21 protein-coding genes are annotated in these 20,299 nt (G+C 48.1%); 19 read left to right on the plus strand and 2 right to left on the minus strand.

Annotated features, from left to right (window positions below; translation table 11 throughout):
* Positions 1-264: 264 nt before the first annotated feature.
* From tnpA to ACE5KN_RS25080, 14 genes are all read left to right on the plus strand, one after another.
* Complete coding sequence (gene tnpA, locus ACE5KN_RS25015; RefSeq protein WP_375527440.1) at positions 265-663, plus strand: IS200/IS605 family transposase; 399 nt, start codon at positions 265-267, stop codon at positions 661-663.
* 4 nt (positions 664-667) lie between these two features.
* Complete coding sequence (locus ACE5KN_RS25020; RefSeq protein ID WP_375527441.1) at positions 668-1,723, plus strand: RNA-guided endonuclease InsQ/TnpB family protein; 1,056 nt, start codon at positions 668-670, stop codon at positions 1,721-1,723.
* 395 nt (positions 1,724-2,118) lie between these two features.
* Positions 2,119-2,241, plus strand: a complete 123-nt coding sequence (locus ACE5KN_RS25025) for a LuxR C-terminal-related transcriptional regulator (RefSeq protein WP_375527444.1) — start codon at positions 2,119-2,121, stop codon at positions 2,239-2,241.
* Between the two features lie 370 nt (positions 2,242-2,611).
* A complete protein-coding gene (locus ACE5KN_RS25030) occupies positions 2,612-2,695 on the plus strand; it encodes a putative holin-like toxin (protein ID WP_355318476.1) in 84 nt (27 codons plus the stop codon).
* Positions 2,696-3,011: 316 nt separating this feature from the next.
* Positions 3,012-3,113 carry a putative holin-like toxin gene (locus ACE5KN_RS25035; RefSeq protein ID WP_375355449.1) on the plus strand — a complete coding sequence of 34 codons (102 nt, stop codon included), beginning with the start codon at positions 3,012-3,014 and terminating at the stop codon, positions 3,111-3,113.
* Between the two features lie 343 nt (positions 3,114-3,456).
* Positions 3,457-3,750 (plus strand): DUF6809 family protein, encoded by a 294-nt coding sequence (locus tag ACE5KN_RS25040; RefSeq protein WP_375528404.1) that lies wholly within the window; start codon positions 3,457-3,459, stop codon positions 3,748-3,750.
* Positions 3,751-3,891: 141 nt separating this feature from the next.
* The gene (locus ACE5KN_RS25045) at positions 3,892-4,902 is read left to right on the plus strand and encodes a LacI family DNA-binding transcriptional regulator (RefSeq protein WP_375528405.1); all 1,011 of its coding nucleotides are present in this window, start codon (positions 3,892-3,894) and stop codon (positions 4,900-4,902) included.
* Positions 4,903-5,149: 247 nt separating this feature from the next.
* The gene (locus ACE5KN_RS25050) at positions 5,150-5,860 is read left to right on the plus strand and encodes a glycerophosphodiester phosphodiesterase (protein ID WP_375528406.1); all 711 of its coding nucleotides are present in this window, start codon (positions 5,150-5,152) and stop codon (positions 5,858-5,860) included.
* 173 nt (positions 5,861-6,033) lie between these two features.
* Positions 6,034-6,852 (plus strand): carbohydrate ABC transporter permease, encoded by an 819-nt coding sequence (locus tag ACE5KN_RS25055; protein ID WP_375528407.1) that lies wholly within the window; start codon positions 6,034-6,036, stop codon positions 6,850-6,852.
* Positions 6,853-6,871: 19 nt separating this feature from the next.
* Positions 6,872-7,717, plus strand: coding sequence for a carbohydrate ABC transporter permease (locus ACE5KN_RS25060; RefSeq protein ID WP_375528408.1), 846 nt, complete (start codon positions 6,872-6,874; stop codon positions 7,715-7,717).
* Between the two features lie 106 nt (positions 7,718-7,823).
* A complete protein-coding gene (locus ACE5KN_RS25065; protein ID WP_375528409.1) occupies positions 7,824-9,245 on the plus strand; it encodes an extracellular solute-binding protein in 1,422 nt (473 codons plus the stop codon).
* Positions 9,246-9,317: 72 nt separating this feature from the next.
* The gene (locus ACE5KN_RS25070; protein WP_375528410.1) at positions 9,318-10,223 is read left to right on the plus strand and encodes a phosphatidylinositol-specific phospholipase C; all 906 of its coding nucleotides are present in this window, start codon (positions 9,318-9,320) and stop codon (positions 10,221-10,223) included.
* Positions 10,224-10,589: 366 nt separating this feature from the next.
* Positions 10,590-11,993: a hypothetical protein gene (locus ACE5KN_RS25075; protein ID WP_375533175.1), complete on the plus strand. Its 1,404-nt coding sequence runs from the start codon at positions 10,590-10,592 to the stop codon at positions 11,991-11,993.
* A gap of 19 nt (positions 11,994-12,012) precedes the next feature.
* Positions 12,013-13,236, plus strand: a complete 1,224-nt coding sequence (locus ACE5KN_RS25080; RefSeq protein ID WP_375528412.1) for an MFS transporter — start codon at positions 12,013-12,015, stop codon at positions 13,234-13,236.
* A 167-nt stretch (positions 13,237-13,403) separates the two neighbouring features.
* Here ACE5KN_RS25080 and ACE5KN_RS25085 read toward each other — a convergent pair whose 3' ends face one another.
* Complete coding sequence (locus ACE5KN_RS25085) at positions 13,404-13,766, minus strand: winged helix-turn-helix transcriptional regulator (RefSeq protein ID WP_375528413.1); 363 nt, start codon at positions 13,764-13,766, stop codon at positions 13,404-13,406.
* A 167-nt stretch (positions 13,767-13,933) separates the two neighbouring features.
* Between ACE5KN_RS25085 and ACE5KN_RS25090 the strand changes: the two genes are divergently transcribed.
* From ACE5KN_RS25090 to ACE5KN_RS25100, 3 genes are all read left to right on the plus strand, one after another.
* Positions 13,934-14,563 carry a TetR/AcrR family transcriptional regulator gene (locus ACE5KN_RS25090; RefSeq protein WP_375528414.1) on the plus strand — a complete coding sequence of 210 codons (630 nt, stop codon included), beginning with the start codon at positions 13,934-13,936 and terminating at the stop codon, positions 14,561-14,563.
* Positions 14,564-14,786: 223 nt separating this feature from the next.
* A complete protein-coding gene (locus ACE5KN_RS25095; protein ID WP_375528415.1) occupies positions 14,787-16,355 on the plus strand; it encodes a maltose/glucose-specific PTS transporter subunit IIC in 1,569 nt (522 codons plus the stop codon).
* A 5-nt stretch (positions 16,356-16,360) separates the two neighbouring features.
* Entirely contained in the window at positions 16,361-17,080 is a 720-nt protein-coding gene (locus ACE5KN_RS25100) for an N-acetylmannosamine-6-phosphate 2-epimerase (RefSeq protein ID WP_375528416.1), read from the plus strand.
* An 80-nt stretch (positions 17,081-17,160) separates the two neighbouring features.
* On the opposite strand, the gene ACE5KN_RS25105 is transcribed toward ACE5KN_RS25100, so the two are convergent.
* The gene (locus ACE5KN_RS25105; RefSeq protein ID WP_375533176.1) at positions 17,161-17,964 is read right to left on the minus strand and encodes a MurR/RpiR family transcriptional regulator; all 804 of its coding nucleotides are present in this window, start codon (positions 17,962-17,964) and stop codon (positions 17,161-17,163) included.
* A 233-nt stretch (positions 17,965-18,197) separates the two neighbouring features.
* On the opposite strand from ACE5KN_RS25105, the gene ACE5KN_RS25110 reads away from it, so the two are divergent.
* Together ACE5KN_RS25110 and ACE5KN_RS25115 are read left to right on the plus strand one after the other, a co-directional pair.
* Positions 18,198-19,115 carry an NAD(P)/FAD-dependent oxidoreductase gene (locus ACE5KN_RS25110; protein ID WP_375528418.1) on the plus strand — a complete coding sequence of 306 codons (918 nt, stop codon included), beginning with the start codon at positions 18,198-18,200 and terminating at the stop codon, positions 19,113-19,115.
* A 61-nt stretch (positions 19,116-19,176) separates the two neighbouring features.
* A complete protein-coding gene (locus tag ACE5KN_RS25115; RefSeq protein ID WP_375528419.1) occupies positions 19,177-20,151 on the plus strand; it encodes an AraC family transcriptional regulator in 975 nt (324 codons plus the stop codon).
* Positions 20,152-20,299: the final 148 nt, after the last annotated feature.

Below are 20,299 nucleotides of genomic sequence, written 5' to 3' on the forward strand. Positions count from 1 at the left end.
AAATCAAAAGCGACAAGCACTCTGAAATGGAGACTTGTTGCTTTTTTTTGTTCCTGCTGCTGGTGCCTGCGTTTTACAGTCTATTAAAAACACGAAACAGCTTTTTCGCAGCGGTCGTACCAACACGGGGACTTTACAGATCTTAGCCGAGTCCTTACCTTTATGCATGGGATGAATCGGCTTAGGACAAGAACTGTCTTTAGACAGCCTGATTGTCCTACTTTTTTTGTGGTAGTTATATATTCGAACGGATACAATCAAGATATGGAACAAGAATATAGAAGAACGAAAACTACCGTATCCCTCATCAACTATCATTTTGTGTTTTGTCCGCGATACCGAAGAAAGGTCCTTGTGAGTCAAGTCGAAGCAAGATTTAAAGAGCTTGTGCAGGAGCTGTGCCAGGAGAACGACTGGTGTATGGTTGCGATGGAAGTGATGCCGGATCATGTGCATCTATTCTTAAACGTGTTGCCAACGGATTCTCCGGCGGATATTATGGCAAAATTGAAAGGCGTGACCTCGCGGTTGTTGCGTCAGGAATTTAAACACCTGAAGCATTTGCCGAGCCTTTGGACACGTTCCTATTTTGTCAGCACGGCGGGGAATGTTTCGAGCGAGACCATCAAGCGTTATGTGGAAGAACAAAAGACAAGGGGGTGAAGCCATGCCTACCGTAACCGTTCAAATTCGAATATTCCCAAACGATGTTTCCCTGCTGAAGGAGATGGGGAACGAATACATCCAAACGGTCAATCTCCTCACCGAACAAGCGGAAGCATCGGGAACATTCCCAAAGATCACCTCCAAGGATGTCGATGCCAAGCTTCCATCTGCCGTCAAGAACCAGGCCATCCGAGACGCGCGAAGTATTCATAAAAAGGCGAAAAAGCAAGGGAAACGTCCGGTACTCAAACGCAGAGCCTACTACGTCAACAACCAGAACTATTCCCTTGGGGACAAAAGCGTTGCCTTTCCTGTGATGTTGGACGGAAAGGCACAGCGAGTCCAGATTCCGGCCTATATAACAGAACGTGAACAACATGTGTTATCCAGCGGCAAGCTGGGCCTGTTAAAATTGGTGGAGAAGTCGGGGAAATGGTATGTTCAAATTTCGATGAAGAAAAAGATAGAACCAACCACTGGCGAGGCCATGATGGGAATTGACTTAGGCTTAAAGGTTCCTGCCGTTGTGGTCACCTCCACAGGCAAGACAAAGTTTGTGGGGAATGGTAGACAAAACAAGTACATGCGCCGCAAATACAAAGAGCGCAGAAGAAAGCTAGGCAAGTTAAAGAAGCTGTCCGCGATTCGTAAGCAAGAGCATAAAGAACACCGCTACATTCAAGACCAAAACCACAAAATTAGCCGTAAGATTGTGAACATGGCGATTGAAGAGCAAGTATCGGTCATGAAGATGGAAAAGCTAACGAACATTCGCCAAACGACAAGAACAAGTCGTAAAAACGCTAAAAACCTGCACAACTGGACGTTCTATCAACTGCAAAAGTTTATCGCATATAAGGCGGACCTAGCTGGGATTAAAGTCATCGAAGTGAATCCTGCCTACACCTCCCAGACCTGTCCAAACTGTGGGAAACGGAACAAGGCCATGGACCGAACGTATCTATGTTCATGCGGGTATCGCGCACACCGCGATAGAGTTGGAGCGATCAACATTCTGCGCCAACCTGTGATAGATGGTAACAGTCTATCAGCCTAGATAGCTATAGGCTCTGATCTAGGATGAGCTAATGAGCTAGCTCTTAACTTAGCAGTCTGCACAAAACAGAAATGGCCTGCGTGCGTTAACTAGCTAAGAATCCCATGGCTTTAGCCATGTTGGAGGCTCAATACAGGGAAAAACCGTACAGGTTACAACCACCGGCAGCATTTATACTGGAACTCTCCTATCGGTTGGAACGGATTTTCTTATTCTAAGTGCCATCATTAGAGGGCGCAGAAGACGACTCATCATGCGATTAGCAGAGATTATTCTGCTCTCAAGGTTAATCCGCTAAAAATACAGATGCCGGATACAAAGACCGCTGGAATTCATGATTACCCGGATGGTGTACCTGCATGCACTGAAGGATTCCCGAATAGTAAATATACTCCCTGTCCGACGGGCCCTCCAATAAGGAGATTGCTGTCCGCCTCGGAATTACGGAGGGAACGGTAAAAAGCCATGTGCTCAGGCTGGCTATTGTCCGCGCAAGTGAGCTCCATTTACTGAAATAGCAGTACCTCACCGCTGTCTAATAAATTCTATAAATTCTGTGGCCGCTGCCGGAAGGTAGCGGTCTTTTCGCCATTTCAGGCCATCGGACGGTACAGAGGCGGAATAACAACCAAATTTCATGCCATTATGGATTCGCACGGCAATCCGTTATGGTTTGAGCCTACAACATACCTTTGAGCATGTTGTAGGCTCAAAGTCTACGTAAAGGCAAACGTGAAGGCAGACGCGAAGGTTAAACGAAAAGCCAAAAACTATATAAATAAATAGCCTCGGGACTGACTGCCCGGGGCTTATTGTGGTATAATCTGGCTTGTACAACATATCAGCTAACAGGGCGGCAGCCAAATCTCCCGGAAGGGAGGTGAGGCTATGACAGTGTTTGAAGCATTATACTTGATGCTTGCATTCGGCATGTTTGTAATTGCCATGCTGTCTTTCAATAAGCGGAAATGAGCCGCCCTGTGACTAGGACAACGGCTCATTTCCTATTTGAGTAGAGATCCTGGCTGACCGCTCTTTTAGCGGTAGTTGTACAGGGGGATCGGTTGCAGCCGATCCCTTTTTCTATTCTTATGTTACCACAATGAAATTATACAATTCAACGGATGGCTGTGCGATTCTAAATAATTCTCTGGATATGGTTAGTGTATGACTACATAAATAAATAGCTTGGGGACGACTGCCAAGGGCTTATTGTGGTATAATCTGGCTTGTACAACATATCAGCTAACAGGGCGGCAGCCAAATCTCCCGGAAGGGAGGTGAGGCTATGACAGTGTTTGAAGCATTATACTTGATGCTTGCATTCGGCATGTTTGTAATTGCCGTGCTGTCTTTCGATAAACGGAAACGAGCCGCCCTGGCAAGGTAAACGGCTCATTTCTTTTGAGTTCTTTCCATGGCTGCCCGCTCTTTTAGCGGAGGTTGTACAAGGGGATCGGTTGCAGCCGATCCCTTTTTCTATTCTTATGCTACCACAATGAAATTATACAATTCAACGGATTGCTGTGTAATTATATATATTTCTATGTGATTCTATGAATACGGTTAGTTTACTGTATATTCATTTGGTGAGAAAACATTTTCTCATAAATAGATTTTATGCGAAAAATGCATAAATCTCACTATGCTGTTTTCGCATAGTTTAAACTTAGCTTGGATGATAAATGACTGTTCACGGCTTTTTCATAATTTTTTAAAGAGGGAGTGCTGGAATGAAAAGTATTTTGGAGGAACTTTATAGAGGCAACTTGAACCCGGAAGAACGTATTGTCCCCACAGACCCGGAATATCGCCCACTTAATAGAAAAATTACTGAATCCATGGAGGAGCTCAAACAGAGGTTCTCGGAGAGGGATTTTTCAGCTCTTGAGCAAATATTGGATTTGAATGATGAATCTAATTCGATGCTTGCTAGTGAAGCTTTTGTCCAGGGATTTAGAATGGGAGCTTTGGTAATGGTTGAGGTGTTCAGAGGGGGCAAACCTGATGTTATGGGCGGAAGTTAGGAGGGCGTGACGTTACGCAAAACCTTTTTCGGGGCTCTTGAATTTCGTCGGTCTTTCTCGCTCATCATGAAAGTTGACGAATGGGCGGACGTATCATATCGTAAATTATAGGAACGTAATCGGTTAAGGGGTGGCAACAAGGTGGGAGCAAGCATTAAAGACGTCGCGCAAAGAGCCGGTGTGTCTGTTACCAGCGTGTCCAGGGTGTTGAACGGTGAGAAGTATGTGAGCAAGGCGCTGCTCGAGAAGGTCAATCGGGTCATTGAAGAGCTCAATTATTCGCCGAGTCACATCGCGCGCAGTTTAAAGTCGCAAAAGACGAGTATCATTGGCATCATTGTTCCTAATTTGACGAATCAATTTTCTTCAACGATCTTAAGCAACATCGAGGAAACCGCAAGTGCGAAAGGATATAATCTGCTTGTCGGCAATATCGCCGAGAGCTTGGAGAAAGAACTGAAGTACTTGCGAATTTTTCAAAACATGAGGGTTGATGGCATCATTGTAATGCATCAGAAGTTTGATGACCGCATTCTTGATTTTTTTGCGGGAGCCTCGATGCCGATCTTGTTTTCCAGTGTGAAGGCCCCATCATCCACATACTTGTCAGTGATGATCGACGATTATCAAGCCGCTTTCGACACGACGGAGCATCTTATTCAGACAGGGCATGTGAACGTTGCTTATCTCGGCGGTGATTTGGATGACATTACTTCCGGATTGAATCGGTATCGCGGATTTCTTGATGCGATGAAGAAGCATGGGCTGGAGCAGGACGAACGATTCGTCAAATTCGGCGATTACAAGCTGCCTTCAGGGCACAGGCTGATGGAGGAAATCATTCGACAAGATGAGTTGCCGACGGTCGTCTTTGCAGCCAGTGACGACATGGCCGTTGGGGCGCTCAATTGTGCACTGGATTACGGACTGCAGGTGCCGAAAGATATCTCCATCGTCGGTTTTGACGGGAGTCGGATAACGGAGTTGGTTCGCCCTGCGATTACCTCAATGGAGCAACCGGTGGAGGAACTTGGAAGGAAGTCGGTCGACTATATGCACCAATTGATCGTAAACCCGGAGTTCACGTTCGATTCGGATATTATATTGCAGCATCGACTCGTCGTACGTGAAAGCAGTCGAGCGTTAATGTAGTGCTCCCAGAGAACAATCTATATCACCCGAAGGGGTGATTTTTTTTCGTTTTGTGCAATTTGCATAAAGTCAAACAAAAAATAGCAATAGATTTTACATAAGCCGACTAGAATGTACACAGAATCATTTCTGGTAACGATACCATATCAATGTTGTAGAGGGTGGAACGTACGATGGACGAACTGTTGATCGCGGAGGAAATCACTGGAACTGGAACAGAATTGACCGGAGAAGGAGAGTTGGCACAATGAAACGTTATCAGATCATCGCGCATACCGGCTGCGAAGGAACCCCTTGCAACACGGCAGAATCTTGTCAAGCCGGCTTCGATGCAGGTGCCGACATGCTGGAAGTGGACGTTCGCGCGACGAAGGACGGCATAGCAGTGCTTTATCATGATGATGAACCTGACGTCTCGCTCTACACATATACGGAATGGATGAGTGCCGAACACGATCCGGTCGAGAAGCTGGAAACCGTATTGAGACAGTTCCTCAATAAGCGTATTCAATTCAACCTGGATTTGAAGACACCCGAAGCTTATGAAGCCGCAGCGAAGGTCGTGGACCGTCTGGACGCCTGGGGTCAAGTGTACTTTACGGGTGTTACCGACCATCTTGCACATGGCATCCGGGCAAAGCATGTCGTATGGAATTTGCCGCATATCCCGCTAGACACACCTGATGACGACTACGATGCGGATATCCGGCGATATTGTGAACAAGTAAAGCAAGCAGGCTTTTACGGGGTGAACGCCCATTACGAATCGTGCCGCGAAGCATTGATCAAGCATGCGGCACAGCGCGGCTTGCTCGTCTGGATTTATACGCTGCCGGCGAACGGGGCGTTGTTCCGCAGATATGTTGACAAGGGGGTAGACGCGGTGTCCGTGATGGACGTATCCGTCTGCATGGAGCTAGCGAAGCGTTGGTCGTCGGATGACGCCTATTTTCTTTGACAAATATGGTATCGATACCATATTGTCTGATCCCATGATAGAAGGGGGGAGGACAGCCGAAGTGTTGTCCGACAATCATGTTGCAGGTGAATGCAAGACAATCAAAAGCTAAGGCGTTCGGAAGATGGAGGAGCGCCTCGAGACGGGAATCGCATGCCGTATGGTATGTATTCTTGCTCCCAACATTGCTCGGCATTTTGATTTTTACCCTTTATCCTTTGATTGAGTCGCTGCGGCTCAGCTTCGTGCAGGGGGCGGAGGAACGGTTCGTCGGATTTCAGAACTACGCGGACGTGCTCTCCTCGGGGACGTTCTGGTATGCGGTTTACAACACGATATACATAACGATCTTTCAACTTCTGATCGCGATTCCGCTCGGTTTTATCATTGCTTGTCTGATTAATAGCTTGCGGCGGGCTTCGTATTTTTTCAAGGTGTTGTTCTATATTCCGAATGCAACCTCGATGGTGGCGGCGGCAACGGTGTTCCTCGCGATCCTCCATCCAGATGGGCCGTTGAATTATGTTGCTGAGCTGCTCGGATTTGAGAAGGTCGTGTGGCTGTCACAGCCCGTCTCGGCCAAATGGGGAGCGGTAATCCTGGCTGTGTGGCACTGGCTTGGCTTCGTTATCATTATTAATCTGGCGAACTTGCAAGCGATCCCGATTGAATACTATGAGGCGGCATCGATCGATGGCGCTTCGCCGTTGCAGCAATGGTGGCGGATCACTCTGCCAAATATGCTTGGAAGTCTGACCATCCTGTTCATCCTCGGCTGGATCGGAGGACTGCAGCGTTTCTCCGATGCATACATGCTCGGTGGGTTGCAAGGCAGCCCGGCCCGGTCGCTGTATACGGTCGTCGGATTCATATTCGAGCGCGGTTTCGGTGGCCATGAATACGGTATTGCATCGGCCGCAGCCTATATTTTATTTGTGCTTATTCTGATCTTCACGTATTTCAATACCAAGTTGTTGCGCATGAAAATCTAGGAAGGACGAGTGATCCAATATGATTCGCATAAAGGATAGGCAGAAAATCTCGAACGCCGTGGTTTTCCTGCTGCTGGTAGCCATTGGCTTCACCATGATCTATCCGTTCGTCTGGATGATCAGCGTCAGTCTGGAGCAAACGGCGAACGTTGCGATGCCATTCCCGCCGCGGCTTATCCCCAAGCAGTTCTCGTGGTTTCATTACGGACTTGTATTCGAGAATAACAAATTGCTTCTGGCCTATTGGAATTCGATCGTCATCGCCGTATTTTGCGTCGTTCTTAGCGTCAGTTCCGCATTGCTTGGCGGATACGCATTCTCAAGAGGTAACTTTAAGGGAAAGAGATTGTTATTCTTTGCAGTGCTGGCAACGATGATGATTCCGTTCGAAACGCGGCTCATCCCGATGTTTACAATGTTCAACGATATAGGTCTCATCAATACGAAGTATCCGCTCATCCTTCCTTCGATCGTTAATGCGCTCGGTCTTGTGCTGACGAAGCAATATTTCGATCAGCTTCCGGAGGGGCTGAGGGAATCCGCCAAAATGGACGGTGCCGGTGAATTCAAGACGTTCTTCTACATCTTCGCACCGCTGACCGGCCCGATTACGGCAACGCTTTCAATCCTGTCTTTTCAAGACAGCTGGAATTCGTTCATATGGCCGCTTGTCGTCATTAACGACCAGGATCTGAAGACCGTGCCGTTGTTCCTGTCCAGCTTCTCCACGGAGAACGGCGGACGGCTCGCCGGGGTTACAATGGCGCTGGCGGCGATGAGCATCTTGCCTATGCTGCTGGTGTTCCTGTTTTTCCAAAAATATATCATTCGAAGCATTGCATTAAGCGGATTGAAAGGAGAGTGATGGGGCTGGGGAAGAAAGGGAGAAAGTGCAGGTTCGCAGGAATGGTCCGGCGGATAACACAGGCAATGTCAGGTTCTTAAATACTTATATTTATGGAGGAATCACGATGTTCAAGGGAAAATCCAGGTTTAGCGCCATTGCTCTGTTCTTCATATTTATGACCATACTCAGCGCATGCAGCGGGACAAACAACGTCGATACCAGCGCATCGAACAACAAGTCTGCCGGTTCGGCACCCGAATCGCAGAACTCCTCATCCGAACCGGGGACTTCATCTAAGCGGGAACTGTCGGGAACACTGAAGGTGCAATTGATCGGAAGCTTCTCCTTGGAGGACACGACGGACCCTGTCACAGGAGTGACATCTAAAGGGGTTCATGTATTGAAAGAAGAGTTTGAAAAACAGTATCCCGGCGTGACGGTCGAATTCGTGCTTATGGGATGGGATAGCTACAACGAGAAGACGCAGACGATGCTCCAGTCCGGAGCAGCTGACGTATACCAAGTGCCCGGAATCGCTGCGTTCGCGGAACAAGGACTGCTGGAGCCGCTTCAGCCTTATATTGAAAAAGACAAATTCGATCTGGGTATTTATCTGAACGGTCAGGTGGACGGCTGGAGAGCGATGGGGCCGAACGACCAGGAGCCGGAAATTTACAGTTTGCCGTTCATCGGCGATGCGCGTGTCCTTGTGTATGACAAGCAGCTTTTCGACGATTGGGGTGTCGAATATTTGTCCGAATCGCCAACGATCGATGAGGTGCTGGAAAAAGCGGCGAAGATGACGGGAAACAATCCGAAAACCGGCGCACAAAACTATGGATTGACCTTTAATGGAAAGGATGCCGCAGATACTGTCATGAACGTCAACGAATCGCTTGGCGGTCAGTGGGGGACCGGGTTCTTGTGGAAAGGCATGAAGGTGGAATTCGATTCGCCGACGATGATCGAGGCGGCGGAGTGGCTGAAGGAAGCGGGCAAGTATGCTCCGGAGGGTGTGCTTGTGGACCAAGGGAGCGAGAACTTCTTGAAGGATAACAACAATGTCGCCATCAACTTGCGCGTAGCACCCGGCTTCATCGACAGCATCAAAACATTCGGCACGCAAGACCGTTACCAGGCGACGCTTCTCTTCAAGCATTCCGAGAAAGGAATGGGCGGCATGTTTGCGGGAAGCCCGTTTGCCATCGGGACAACAAGCCAGAACAAGGATCTTGCCTGGGAATGGCTGAAGTTCAGCGGAAGCGAAGTTTTTCAGAAATACATGTGGGAAGAACAACGCTCCCAGAGTATGCCTGTCCTTAAGGCAGCGGCAGATTGGGAAAGTGTGAAGGCAGAGCCGCAGATGGACATTATTCTCAAACAAATGAGCCAACTGTGGGCGCCCCGCTATCCTTATCGTTCCGGACAACCGCGTTATATTTTGTCGGAGAACGTAGAACGCATTTTATTAGGTGAATTGTCGCCTGCCGTAGGAATGAAGAGAGCGCAGGAAGAGACGGAGCGTTGGCTGGAAGGTCAGCAATAAACAAATCATTACCTTCTTCAAGCGGCGCTGCTTGATTACCATAAATCCATTGAGAGGCAAGGTGGTATAAAAATGCTTAAAAAAGCTCTTCTGTTTGTTGCCGTCGTTGTCATGTGTGTCACGTCTTTGGCGAACTCATCCATGGCTTACAGCAATTCCAACTGGATGGGGGAGATTAGCGATCAGACCGCGCTATCCGCTCTCTCGATCCCGGGAACACATGATTCCGGTGCGATGTACGAGTCTGTTTACGGTACGGCCAAGACGCAGAATCTCACAATTGCAGAGCAGTTGTCCAGTGGGGTCCGCTATCTGGATATTCGTACGAGACACTTTAAGGACGCCTTCACGATTCATCACGGCGCGGTGTATCAGAATCAAAACTTTGACGGCGTCTTGAATGCCGTAATTTCGTTCCTGAATAACAATCCGACGGAAACCGTGATTATGAGCGTGAAAGAGGAGCATACCGCTGCCGAAAATACACGTTCCTATGAAGAGACGTTTAATTGGTACATCAATAAAAATCCGAACAAATGGTTGATGACGGATCACATCCCTACTCTCGGCGAGGCCAGGGGCAAGATCGTGCTTCTTCGAAGATTCGCAGCGGACCAGCTTCCGAAAGGCATTGATGCAACGGCTTGGAAAGACAACACCTCCTTCACAATCCTTAATGCAGCCAGCTTGAACATCCAGGATTATTACAAAGTGACGGACCGGAACAAGAAGTGGACGGATATTCAGAACAAGTACAACGAAACGAATTCGTCCAATCCATCGACGTTATACATAAACTTCACAAGCGGGTACAGCCCGGGCTTGTTCGGCATTCCGAACATTCGAGCGATTTCGGACGAGATCAATCCAAAGGTCAATCAATTCTTTACCACGAACACGAGCGGCCGCTTTGGCGTTTCCGCGATGGATTTTATGACAAGTGAACTTGCTTCGAAGATTATTGCAACTAATTTTTAAATCGAAATTTTTTCAACAATCTAACAATGAAAAGCTCCTAAATTCGCTCTCGCAGCGACTTAGGAGCTTTTTTTGCATGCTCAAAATTCGCAATGTTCATGGTTATCGGCTGCTAAGAGTCCGAGAAAGGTTTGAAAAAAATTCAAGCTTATTTAATTGCCCTTCGTTTGTCATGGGAGTGCTTCAATAACCAGTATCAAAATGTATCCTACCCTACAAAAATGATCGGACCATACAAAAAAGTGCGTACTATTCAACGGTATTGGAACTTGCTAATCTACATACAGAACGAACGATCCACAAGTGGAGCGGTCGTTAAATTACTCATAGATGGGGTGCAAAATGATGCAAGAATATCAAATTGCTTTGAAAGATAAACGAATCGTATGGGGAACTGCAGTGGATATTGAGCCGCTAATCGGCAAATATCCCGGCGATTCCATCAGACAAGGCGTGAACACGGCCCTGGATTGGAATTTGCCTGCTGGTGTATATCGGGCAAAAGAAGTCGTTATGGAGCTGGATAAGCTGCTCGAGGCCATACTGGTTCAGCTTGGCGAACCGGTGAACAGTGATCCGACGGTGCTGCTGGATAGTCTTCAAGCCAATTTGGCGATTTCCGGGCGTGTATCGGCATTGCCGCTTGGTCCTTTGGCTTTGGAAGATAAGGCTGGCGCCGAGCTTACGTCTCAGGCAGTACGCATAGGGGAACAACTGGTAAGCTGGGCACGGGAGATTAACTCACAAAAGCGGGCACTCGCACAATACGGATCGGAGACGCTTGGAGCGCTGGAGTTTAGAAGCCACTGTTATGGTCATGCCTTGATTCCGGAAGCTATTGCACAGGCTTTCGGACCAACGGGCGGCCCCAGGGTCATGCAGCTCTATAATGAATACTTGCATCAATTTGTTCTGCTGCGGGATGCCTTGCTTCCGTTTGCCAATTGGGAGCAGGTGCCGTTTGAAGTCAAGGAATATACGGAGTTCAAAGGGCTGCGTTTTCTGGAGCCGGCCCGTGAGATCTTTTTAACTCAGCTGCTTGGGAAAAAGCTGACTCACAAATCGATTGTTCAGTATGCGCAAAGTGTGGTCAGCTCCGGTTTGAGCACGGCCGGTTACGGCTTCCAATATCGTTTGGGGACCGTATTGCCTGCTGGTTTGGGAGAGTCGGCCGGGACTGCGCCACGCTATTTACTGAAGTGGCATCCCGTACAAACGATACAGGCAGCAGGAACACAAGATTTGGCTGCCGTCTCATTCGATTATGAATATGCCGATTATTATGCTGCGCCGCGCAGCGAAGCAGGAACAGGTACACCGGAGAGCAAGGATACACTTCCTGTGTCTGATGAGCATTACGATCAGCTATCCATCGCCCGGCTGCTGCCGAATACAGGCTCCGACCGAACGACACTGCGTTTGAGTCTGGAATTGGAAGGCCGTGAAATTAACGTGGATCTGGGTCAGCTCTTCAGGGGACATCGCTTTTTATATCGCCCCCAAGGGGACGATAATGCGGATGGCGCCATTGTAAAGCGGACATCCATCAGCTCGCACCGGGCGATAGACATTCTCTCACATTCCGGACTGGTGACGAATACGGACGGTATTCATTTCATTCCGACTGGTGAAAATGAACTTGTCGTGTGGGCTTTGCTGGGCAAGCTTTATCCTGAAAATGTGGTGTTATTGGATAAAGGGGATAAGGAGGAGCTGGAGGCGGCTTATGTTTCCGGCAAGGGGTTCGGAACGCAATTTTTAGTGCTGTGAGCCGGGGAGGAGATTTATTTTGACTAAACAGCAAAAGTTTCTGACTTTGAATTTATTTTTATTGACCTTTGTCCTCGGCACCAGTGAATTTGTGATGGTCGGGCTATTAACCGAAGTGGCTGCGGACATGAACATCACCATATCGGTTGCAGGCTCCCTGGTGTCCGCGTTTGCCCTGTCTTTTGCCATAGGCACACCGGTCTTCACGGCGTTATTCAGCCGGTTCTCAAAGTATCCTCTCATTCTTACTTTGATCGGCATATTTATTATCGGGAATATCATCACTGCAGTATCCGGATCGTATGGCCTGCTGCTGGCTTCCAGAGTGATCACAGCTGTTGTTACTGGGGTCTTGATTGCACTCGCCATGGCTGTTGCCAGCGAAACGATGCCACTTGAAAAGCGGGGAGCGGTGATCTCCATCATCTTTACGGGCTTCACGGTTGCCAGCGTGCTCGGCGTACCCCTTGGCACATATATCGGGCAATGGGGCGGTTGGCATATGGCCTATTGGTTTACCACGCTGCTCGGAATCGTTTCTCTGCTGGCAAGCTTCGCAACGATCCCTAAAGGGCTCAAGGGAGCGCGGAGTTCATTAAAAAAACAAATCAGATTGTTCGCTTATCCCAGAATTGTGCTTGCTTTCTTTATTCCCGCATTAAGCATCGGGGCAACCTATACCGTATATACGTATTTAGCTCCTCTGCTACAGGATGTGCTGTTTGTTCCGGCACAGTATATTAGCCTCGTCTTTTTACTGTACGGCATCGTATCCATCTTCAGCACATTAATCGGAGGCAAGCTGGCCGCCCGCAACGGGATGGGAAAAATTCGATATGTATTCCTGGCTCAGGCCGTCATCCTCGCGTCGCTGTATGTTTCGTCAGGCTCGCTTGTCGGGGGATTAGTCAGCATCTCATTCATTGCTCTCGTTGTTTATCTCATGAACTCTACGATGCAGTTGTACTTCATTGATTGGGCTGATCAACATGTGCCGGAGGCCAGAGATTTGGCTTCGTCCTTGACCTCCGTAGCTGTCAATGTTGGCATTGCGATCGGATCGGCTTTGGGAGGCTTTGTCACGACAAACATGAAGCTCATTGATGTTTCCTGGTTCGGCGGCATTGTGGCTGTTTTGGCAGCCGTGCTGGCTTTTATGAATTATGGTTTGGAGCGGGGAGCCCATAAGGCAAATCAGGAGGAGGATGGACTTCAAGGTCAATACGAAGCTAAAACCTTATAATCACGGAAGACAGGGTGCGATTAACCATTAGCGAAAGTAACGACTACGCCAGAATAGCGATTCCCATTAAAAAGTCAAGAGGTGCCCGGGAGGGTGCCTCTTGACTTAAATATTCAAACGGGCAGGACGTGAACATAGTCTTTGATTGGATTTACCGAGCTGTTCTTTTATGCATGTTTATGATCGGTGTACGATACTTCATCGGGAAAACTCTCGATATACGTGGTGCCAAATTCGCATAACATCAAGAGCATGGGGGCCAGTTGCTCGCCCAGTTCGGACAGACAGTATTCCACTTTTGGCGGTGAAACCGGATAAACCTTGCGAATGATCAGTCCGTCGCTTTCAAGCATTTTCAGCTGCATCGTAAGCATGCGTTGGGTCGCTTCAGGAAGCCGCCGCCGCAGTTCATTAAACCGTACCGGGCCTTTGGCTAAATGATTTAATATAGATATTTTCCATTTCCCGCTCACCAGGCTCAATACAATTTCCGAGGTGCAGCGGTAGGATTTGTCTCTGAAATTGATCATCTATCAACACGTCCCTTTCGGAAGAATTAAGCAGCGGATTACATAAGTTTCTTCTTAAAATTGAAATGAATTGTGGATCAGTCTTTCCATATATTAAATTCAGTCAAGCTCCCTTGTCAAGAAGTTCTGGATCGATTAGTATAAAATTAAATGAAGGGGGTTTTCTTATGCCAAGAACGGGGCGTCCACGTTCATTTAACCGTGACGAGGCAGTCGCTTCTGCGATGATTCTATTTTGGGAAAACGGCTATGAGTCCACATCCCTGGCTCAGCTCCGTGCTGCGATGGGAAATATATCGGCGGCGAGTTTTTATGCGGCATTCGAATCGAAGGAAGCCCTGTTCCGCGAAGCGGTGGATCGATATATATCTACTTATGGAGAAGTTTCGGAAAGCTTCAGGGATACAAGCCTGACAGCGAAAGCAGCCATGGAGCAGGGATTGCGACGATCGGTACGAATGCAGACAGAGAACTCCCATCCCACGGGCTGTCTGTTGGTATTGTCTGCCGTGAACTGCTCTCCCGAGCAACAGCACATCCGGGAGATGCTCGCCCAGGAACGGGAGAAAGTCCACAGTTGGATGAATGAATGTATAGAACGCGCCGTAGCCAATGGGGAACTGCCCGAGTCAACGGATATCTCCATGCTGGTTACGTTATATGAAACATTTCTCCGGGGAACATCGCTGCAGGCCCGCGACGGTGTTTCATACGAGGCCATGGACGCTGCCATCACTCAACTGATGCGCGTCTGGGATGCATTATCCGCCGCGCCGGGCGATCGAGAAATTGTATGATCAGGACAAAAGAAGCGATCCTTTACCACTCACGTGATATTGGATCGCTTCTTGGTCTTTTAGGGGGAAGCTTCCAGCTTATCGGCAAACCATCTGTGTCCGGTTCTTTAAGGTGAGGGAATATAATACCTTACATGCCATGAAAGCGATTTATATTTCTATTGACGAAAACCATTTTCATATTTATTATGTAAATGAAAATAGATTTAGAAGGGTGGTCCTCATGAAACGATACTTTGAGAAGGCGCAGAAATTCGGCAAGTCCTTCATGCTTCCCATTGCGGTACTGCCCGCCGCAGGTCTTTTATTAGGCATCGGCGGCGCATTATCGAATCCAAATACGATCAACTCGTATCCGATTCTGCAAATCACCTGGCTGCAGCAAATTTTTACCGTGATGAGCAGCGCGGGAAGCATCGTGTTCGATAATCTCGCCTTGATCTTCGCCATCGGCGTTGCCGTGGGCATGGCAAGAGCGGATAAAGGAACAGCGGGTTTGGCAGCAGGTCTGTCCTACCTGGTCATGAATGCCTCGATCAATGCCATGTTGGTCAATACCGGGAAGCTGGCCGCAGACAACCTGGCGGGTGCGGGACAGGGCATGGTCCTGGGAATTCAAACCTTACAGACTGGGGTGCTGGGAGGAATTGTTGTCGGATTGGTCACGGCATGGCTGCATAACCGGTACAATAAGATAGAGCTTCCCCAGTTTCTCGGCTTTTTCGGCGGTTCGCGGTTTATTCCGATTGTTTCGTCCTTTGCGGCCATCTTCATCGGCATTGCTTTATTTTTAATCTGGCCGACAATCCAAATCGGAATCGCCAGCCTCGGCAGTCTGGTTGATAAAACAGGTTATGTCGGCACACTGTTTTACGGATTTTTCTTGCGCATGCTTGGTCCTTTGGGGCTGCATCACATTTTCTATCTTCCTTTCTGGCAAACAGGTTTGGGAGGAACGATGGAAGTTGCAGGCAAAGTATACGAAGGAACGCAAAACATCTTTTTCGCGCAATTAGGAGATCCCGCTACCGAGAAATACTTTATCGGCACATCCAGATTCATGTCAGGCCGTTTTATCACCATGATGTTTGGTTTGCTGGGCGCAGCGCTGGCTATTTATCATACGGCCAAGCCTGAACGTAAAAAGGTCGTTGGCGGTCTCATGCTGTCCGCGGCACTCACTTCATTTTTGACTGGTATTACTGAGCCTTTGGAATTTTCCTTCTTGTTCGTAGCTCCGATCCTGTATGTGATTCATGCCGCATTTGACGGTTTTGCTTTTATGCTGGCGCACATTTTCGAAATTACAATCGGGCAGACGTTCTCCGGCGGGTTAATTGACTTTATCCTGTTTGGCATTCTGCAGGGCAATGAGAAAACCAACTGGTTGCTGGTGCCGGTGATCGGTGTCGTATGGTTCTTCCTGTATTATTTCACATTCCGTATTTTGATCGTTAAACTGAATCTGAAAACGTTAGGACGAGAAGATGAAGCAGCATCTGATCCGGGAACAGCAGCTCCGGCTAACAGCGGTACTTCATCATCGTCGGGAGAGTCCAGATCCGTCGCCATATTGAACGCGCTTGGCGGCGCGGACAATATTACGGACCTCGACTGCTGCGCTACGCGGCTGCGGGTTTCCGTCATCGATAAGGATAAGGTGCAAAAGGATGCCTTTGAAGCTACAGGAGCCAAAGGTGTTGTATTTGTGGGCAATGGCGTGCAGGTCATTTACGGGCCTCAGGTCACGGTAATCAAGAATGAAATTGAAGAATATTTGGAAACGGAGTAATGGCAATGAATGAATTGGACAGATTGGGATTAAAAGGCGGCCTCGTTGTATCATGTCAAGCATTGGAGCATGAGCCCCTTCACAGTCCGTATATTATGGGCAGAATGGCTGTGGCGGCCAAAGAAGGCGGGGCTATTGGTATCCGGGCGAATACGGCGGTGGATATCAAAGAAATTAAAGAGCAGGTTGATCTGCCCGTCATCGGAATTGTAAAAAGAAATTACGGAACTAATCCCGTGTTCATCACACCAACGATGCGTGAAATCGACGAGTTGGCTGAAGTTGGAGCGGAGATCGTGGCATTGGACGCAACGCTGCGCCCAAGACCGGATGGCAAGACATTGAAGGAGCTTGTCAGCGAGATCCGCAGCAAGTATCCGCAGCTTCTGTTAATGGCAGATATCTCGACCACGGAAGAAGCGGTTTATGCGGAAAACCTTGGTTTTGATTTGATATCTTCCACATTGGTCGGTTATACAGAGGAGACTGCCGGAAGCAAGCTGTATGATGATGATTTTGCCATATTAAAAGATATTGTGTCTTCTGTGAAGACGCCCGTTGTGGCGGAAGGCAACATCATGACACCTGAGATGGCGGCAAGCTGCCTGAAAGCAGGCGTATATTGCGTTGTTGTTGGCGGAGCCATCACCCGACCACAGCAGATTACGGAGCGCTTTGTAGCGGAGATTGCAAATTTAAAGCACCCGGAATCCTCCAATCATTAATATTGCAGATTCAATCAAGCGAGTATTGGTGTCGCACTTCACACCAATACTCGCTCTTTTTTTATTTGAGACCACCCTCTCTATTCCGTTGAATACAGCGCCTCCAAAGTTCGCTGCCGAGCCTTCAATAAGTTCTCATCTTCAAGCAAGAGCAGGGACATGACGTCCAAAATATAAATGATGGCAAGCTGGCTGTTGATAAAATTCACATCGCCCGATCGTCCGATTTCCGGGGTGAACAGACAAATATCCGAAACCTCGGATAGGGGGGTATGGTCAAAGTTAGTGATTCCGATAATTTTGGCGCCTCTTTTTTTAGCCTGATTTAACGCCTGACTCACCTCTGTTGTACGTCCCGAATTGGACAATCCAATCACAAGATCCTCTTTCCCGAGCAGGGAGGCGCTCATCGTCATCATATGTGAATCCGTCACAGCGTCAACCACAAGATTCATACGGGTGAGTCTGTATTTAAATTCCAGAGCGGAGAGACCGGAGCTGCCCAGTCCGTAAACATAGGTTCTGCGGGATTTCTTAATAAGTCCAACGACTTGTTTAATTCTTTCCGTATCCAGCATTTCGGCTGTCGCATTTACGATATCATTGTACAGATGCTGCGTTTTAATAAAAAAATCCGTATCATTGCGGGGCTTTTGGGCCTCGCGGTTCAGCCGGATTTTGAAATCGACAAACGTATCGCAGCCCACTTTCTTGCAAAAACGGGTAATGGTTGACGTTGACGCATTTGTATAGGAAGCCAAATCCTTAATATTGATATTGTTAATAGATTGCCGGTTTCGCATCACATAATCAGCAATCTCTTTTTCCTTGGCTGAAAATCGTTGATATTCAAGCTGGAGTACATCTATGACACTGGACGGCATCACAAAAAGCCTCATTTCCATTAGGATTATATATCTTTCATTTTAACAGTCTGTTTCCTTGAAAACAAAACTGGACACGTTTTTGGCGGGCGAGAAGGAAAACAGGCGTTGCAAATTGCAGCGGAGTTGTTTATTATAGACATTAAGAATCCGTGTTAGTTATAAAAACGATTTTTTGTTCTAATCATGGATATAAAATATCTATTAAGGTGGTTATGGGGATGGACAAAAATATGGAAAAACAACTTCTCGATGTAGCGATTATTGGTGGCGGTCCCGCAGGGTTGAACGCAGCTCTTGTATTGGGGCGGGCTAGAAAAAATGTGGCGGTCATTGATGAAGGCCGTCCGCGCAATGCCGTGACCCGCGAGGCCCATGGGTTCCTTACCCGTGATGGAATTAGTCCGGGTGAATTTCGGCGAATTGCAAAGGAACAGATTAGCGCTTATCCTTCTGTATCTTTGATTGAGGATACGGCCGTGTCGATTACAGGAGAGGATGGTCAATTTCAAATTACGACTGCGCAAGGGACAACCTTTGCAAGCAAAAAGCTGCTGTTTGCCGTCGGAATGAAGGATCGTCCGCTGGATATTCCGGGACTTACGGAAGTTTATGGGCAAAGCGCCTTCGTTTGCCCGTATTGCGACGGCTGGGAGTTAAGAGATCAGCCGCTTGTTGTCATTAATAGGGGGGCAGACATTATGCACTTCGCGCCATTGATTTCCGGGTGGACGAGCAGCTTCACGATCTGCACGAACGGCCCGGATGAGCTGACGGATGCTCAGCGTGAAGAGCTTCAGCGGCATCAAGTTCCTGTATTCGAATCGCCGATCCGGCATATTGATTCACAGGACGGAATCGCGCAGCAGGTTGTTCTCGAAGATGGGACGGCCATTCCATGCCGGGGGATCTTTTTTAAACCTGATCTGGTCCCAGGCTCAGATTTGCCGCGAGCCATAGGATGTGATATGACGGAAGCGGGGATCGTGGTCGTCGATGAATTCGGAAAAACGAGCGTCCCGGGTGTCTATAGCGCGGGGGATGCGGCATCGCGCTTCAATCAGGCTATTGCTGCCGCTTCTATGGGCTCACTTGTGGCCGCGATGATAAATAATGAACTGAATATGGAGACCTGGAAGCGAATCGGGTGACGATGGGAATGATTCAACGGTTTAAATCAGCGCCTGAAAGTGACATAATTGGTCCAGGAGCTTGATTAAAAATCGAGGTGAAACCATGTCGGGGAACAAGCAAGAAGGGATTGCCGCACTTGACTTTGAGGGAGCTGGTTCATCCGATCTGAATTTGTTGGACCAGCTGCTCATGATGGTTGATAGCAGAACATTTTCAGAGGGCCGCAACCAAACGATCATTCCATTTCTTTCAATCTATAAGCACAGCCGGCCGACGATGCTGACACAAAGCGTGCTGTCCCCTTCCTTTTGTCTTGTTTTGCAAGGGACTAAAAAGCTATTTCTTGGTGAAGAGATCATTTATTATGGAGCGGGCGATTATTTGGCCTCTTTAATTGATATGCCTGCATCCGGACAAACCGTAAGTGCTCAAGAGAGGTCCCCGTATATCGGTCTGCGTATTGATCTATCGATGCAAGAGATCGCTTCCGTTATCATGGAAGCTGGAATTCATGCCAAGCTGAAAAATAAAAAATGGAACAGGGCGGCCTTTATCGGGAAAAGCAATTCCAATCTGCAAGATGCATTTATCCGGCTGTTGAAGCTGCTGGACGAACCGCAAAATGCCCCGTTTCTGTCCGGCCTGATCAAACGGGAAATGATCTTTCATTTATTAACAGGCGACTATGGCTTTTTGTTTCTTCAGCAAGCCTTTTTTGATCAACAGTCTGAAGGAGTAGGCAAAGCCATTACCTGGATCAGGGAGAATTACACCCGTTCGTTCACCGTTGCCGAACTGGCTAAAATGTGCAATATGAGCACCTCGGGGCTGCATCACAAATTCAAGGCGGTCACCACCATGGGGCCGCTGCAGTACCAGAAAAGTCTTCGCCTCCAGGAAGCAAGGCGTCTTATGCTGAGTGGAGCCACGGATGCGACCACTGCAGCACGGGAAGTCGGTTATGAAAGTCCAACGCAGTTTAATAGGGAATACCGGCGGATTTTTGGTCTGCCGCCGCTAAAAGATATCCATGAGATACGAAAAAACACATAAAGTCAAACAAGCAGCGAGCTTCCAGGATTTCCTGGAGGCTCGCTGTTTTTGTATGGGAATGCTGGATTGCAGTATTAGGCAAACATAGGGCAGGAATGGCCTACTTACAACTGGTATTTTGCAGGATAATAGCTTTGAACAATTTGAA

This window comes from Paenibacillus terreus (assembly GCF_042138595.1).
Lineage (GTDB): Bacteria > Bacillota > Bacilli > Paenibacillales > Paenibacillaceae > Paenibacillus > Paenibacillus terreus.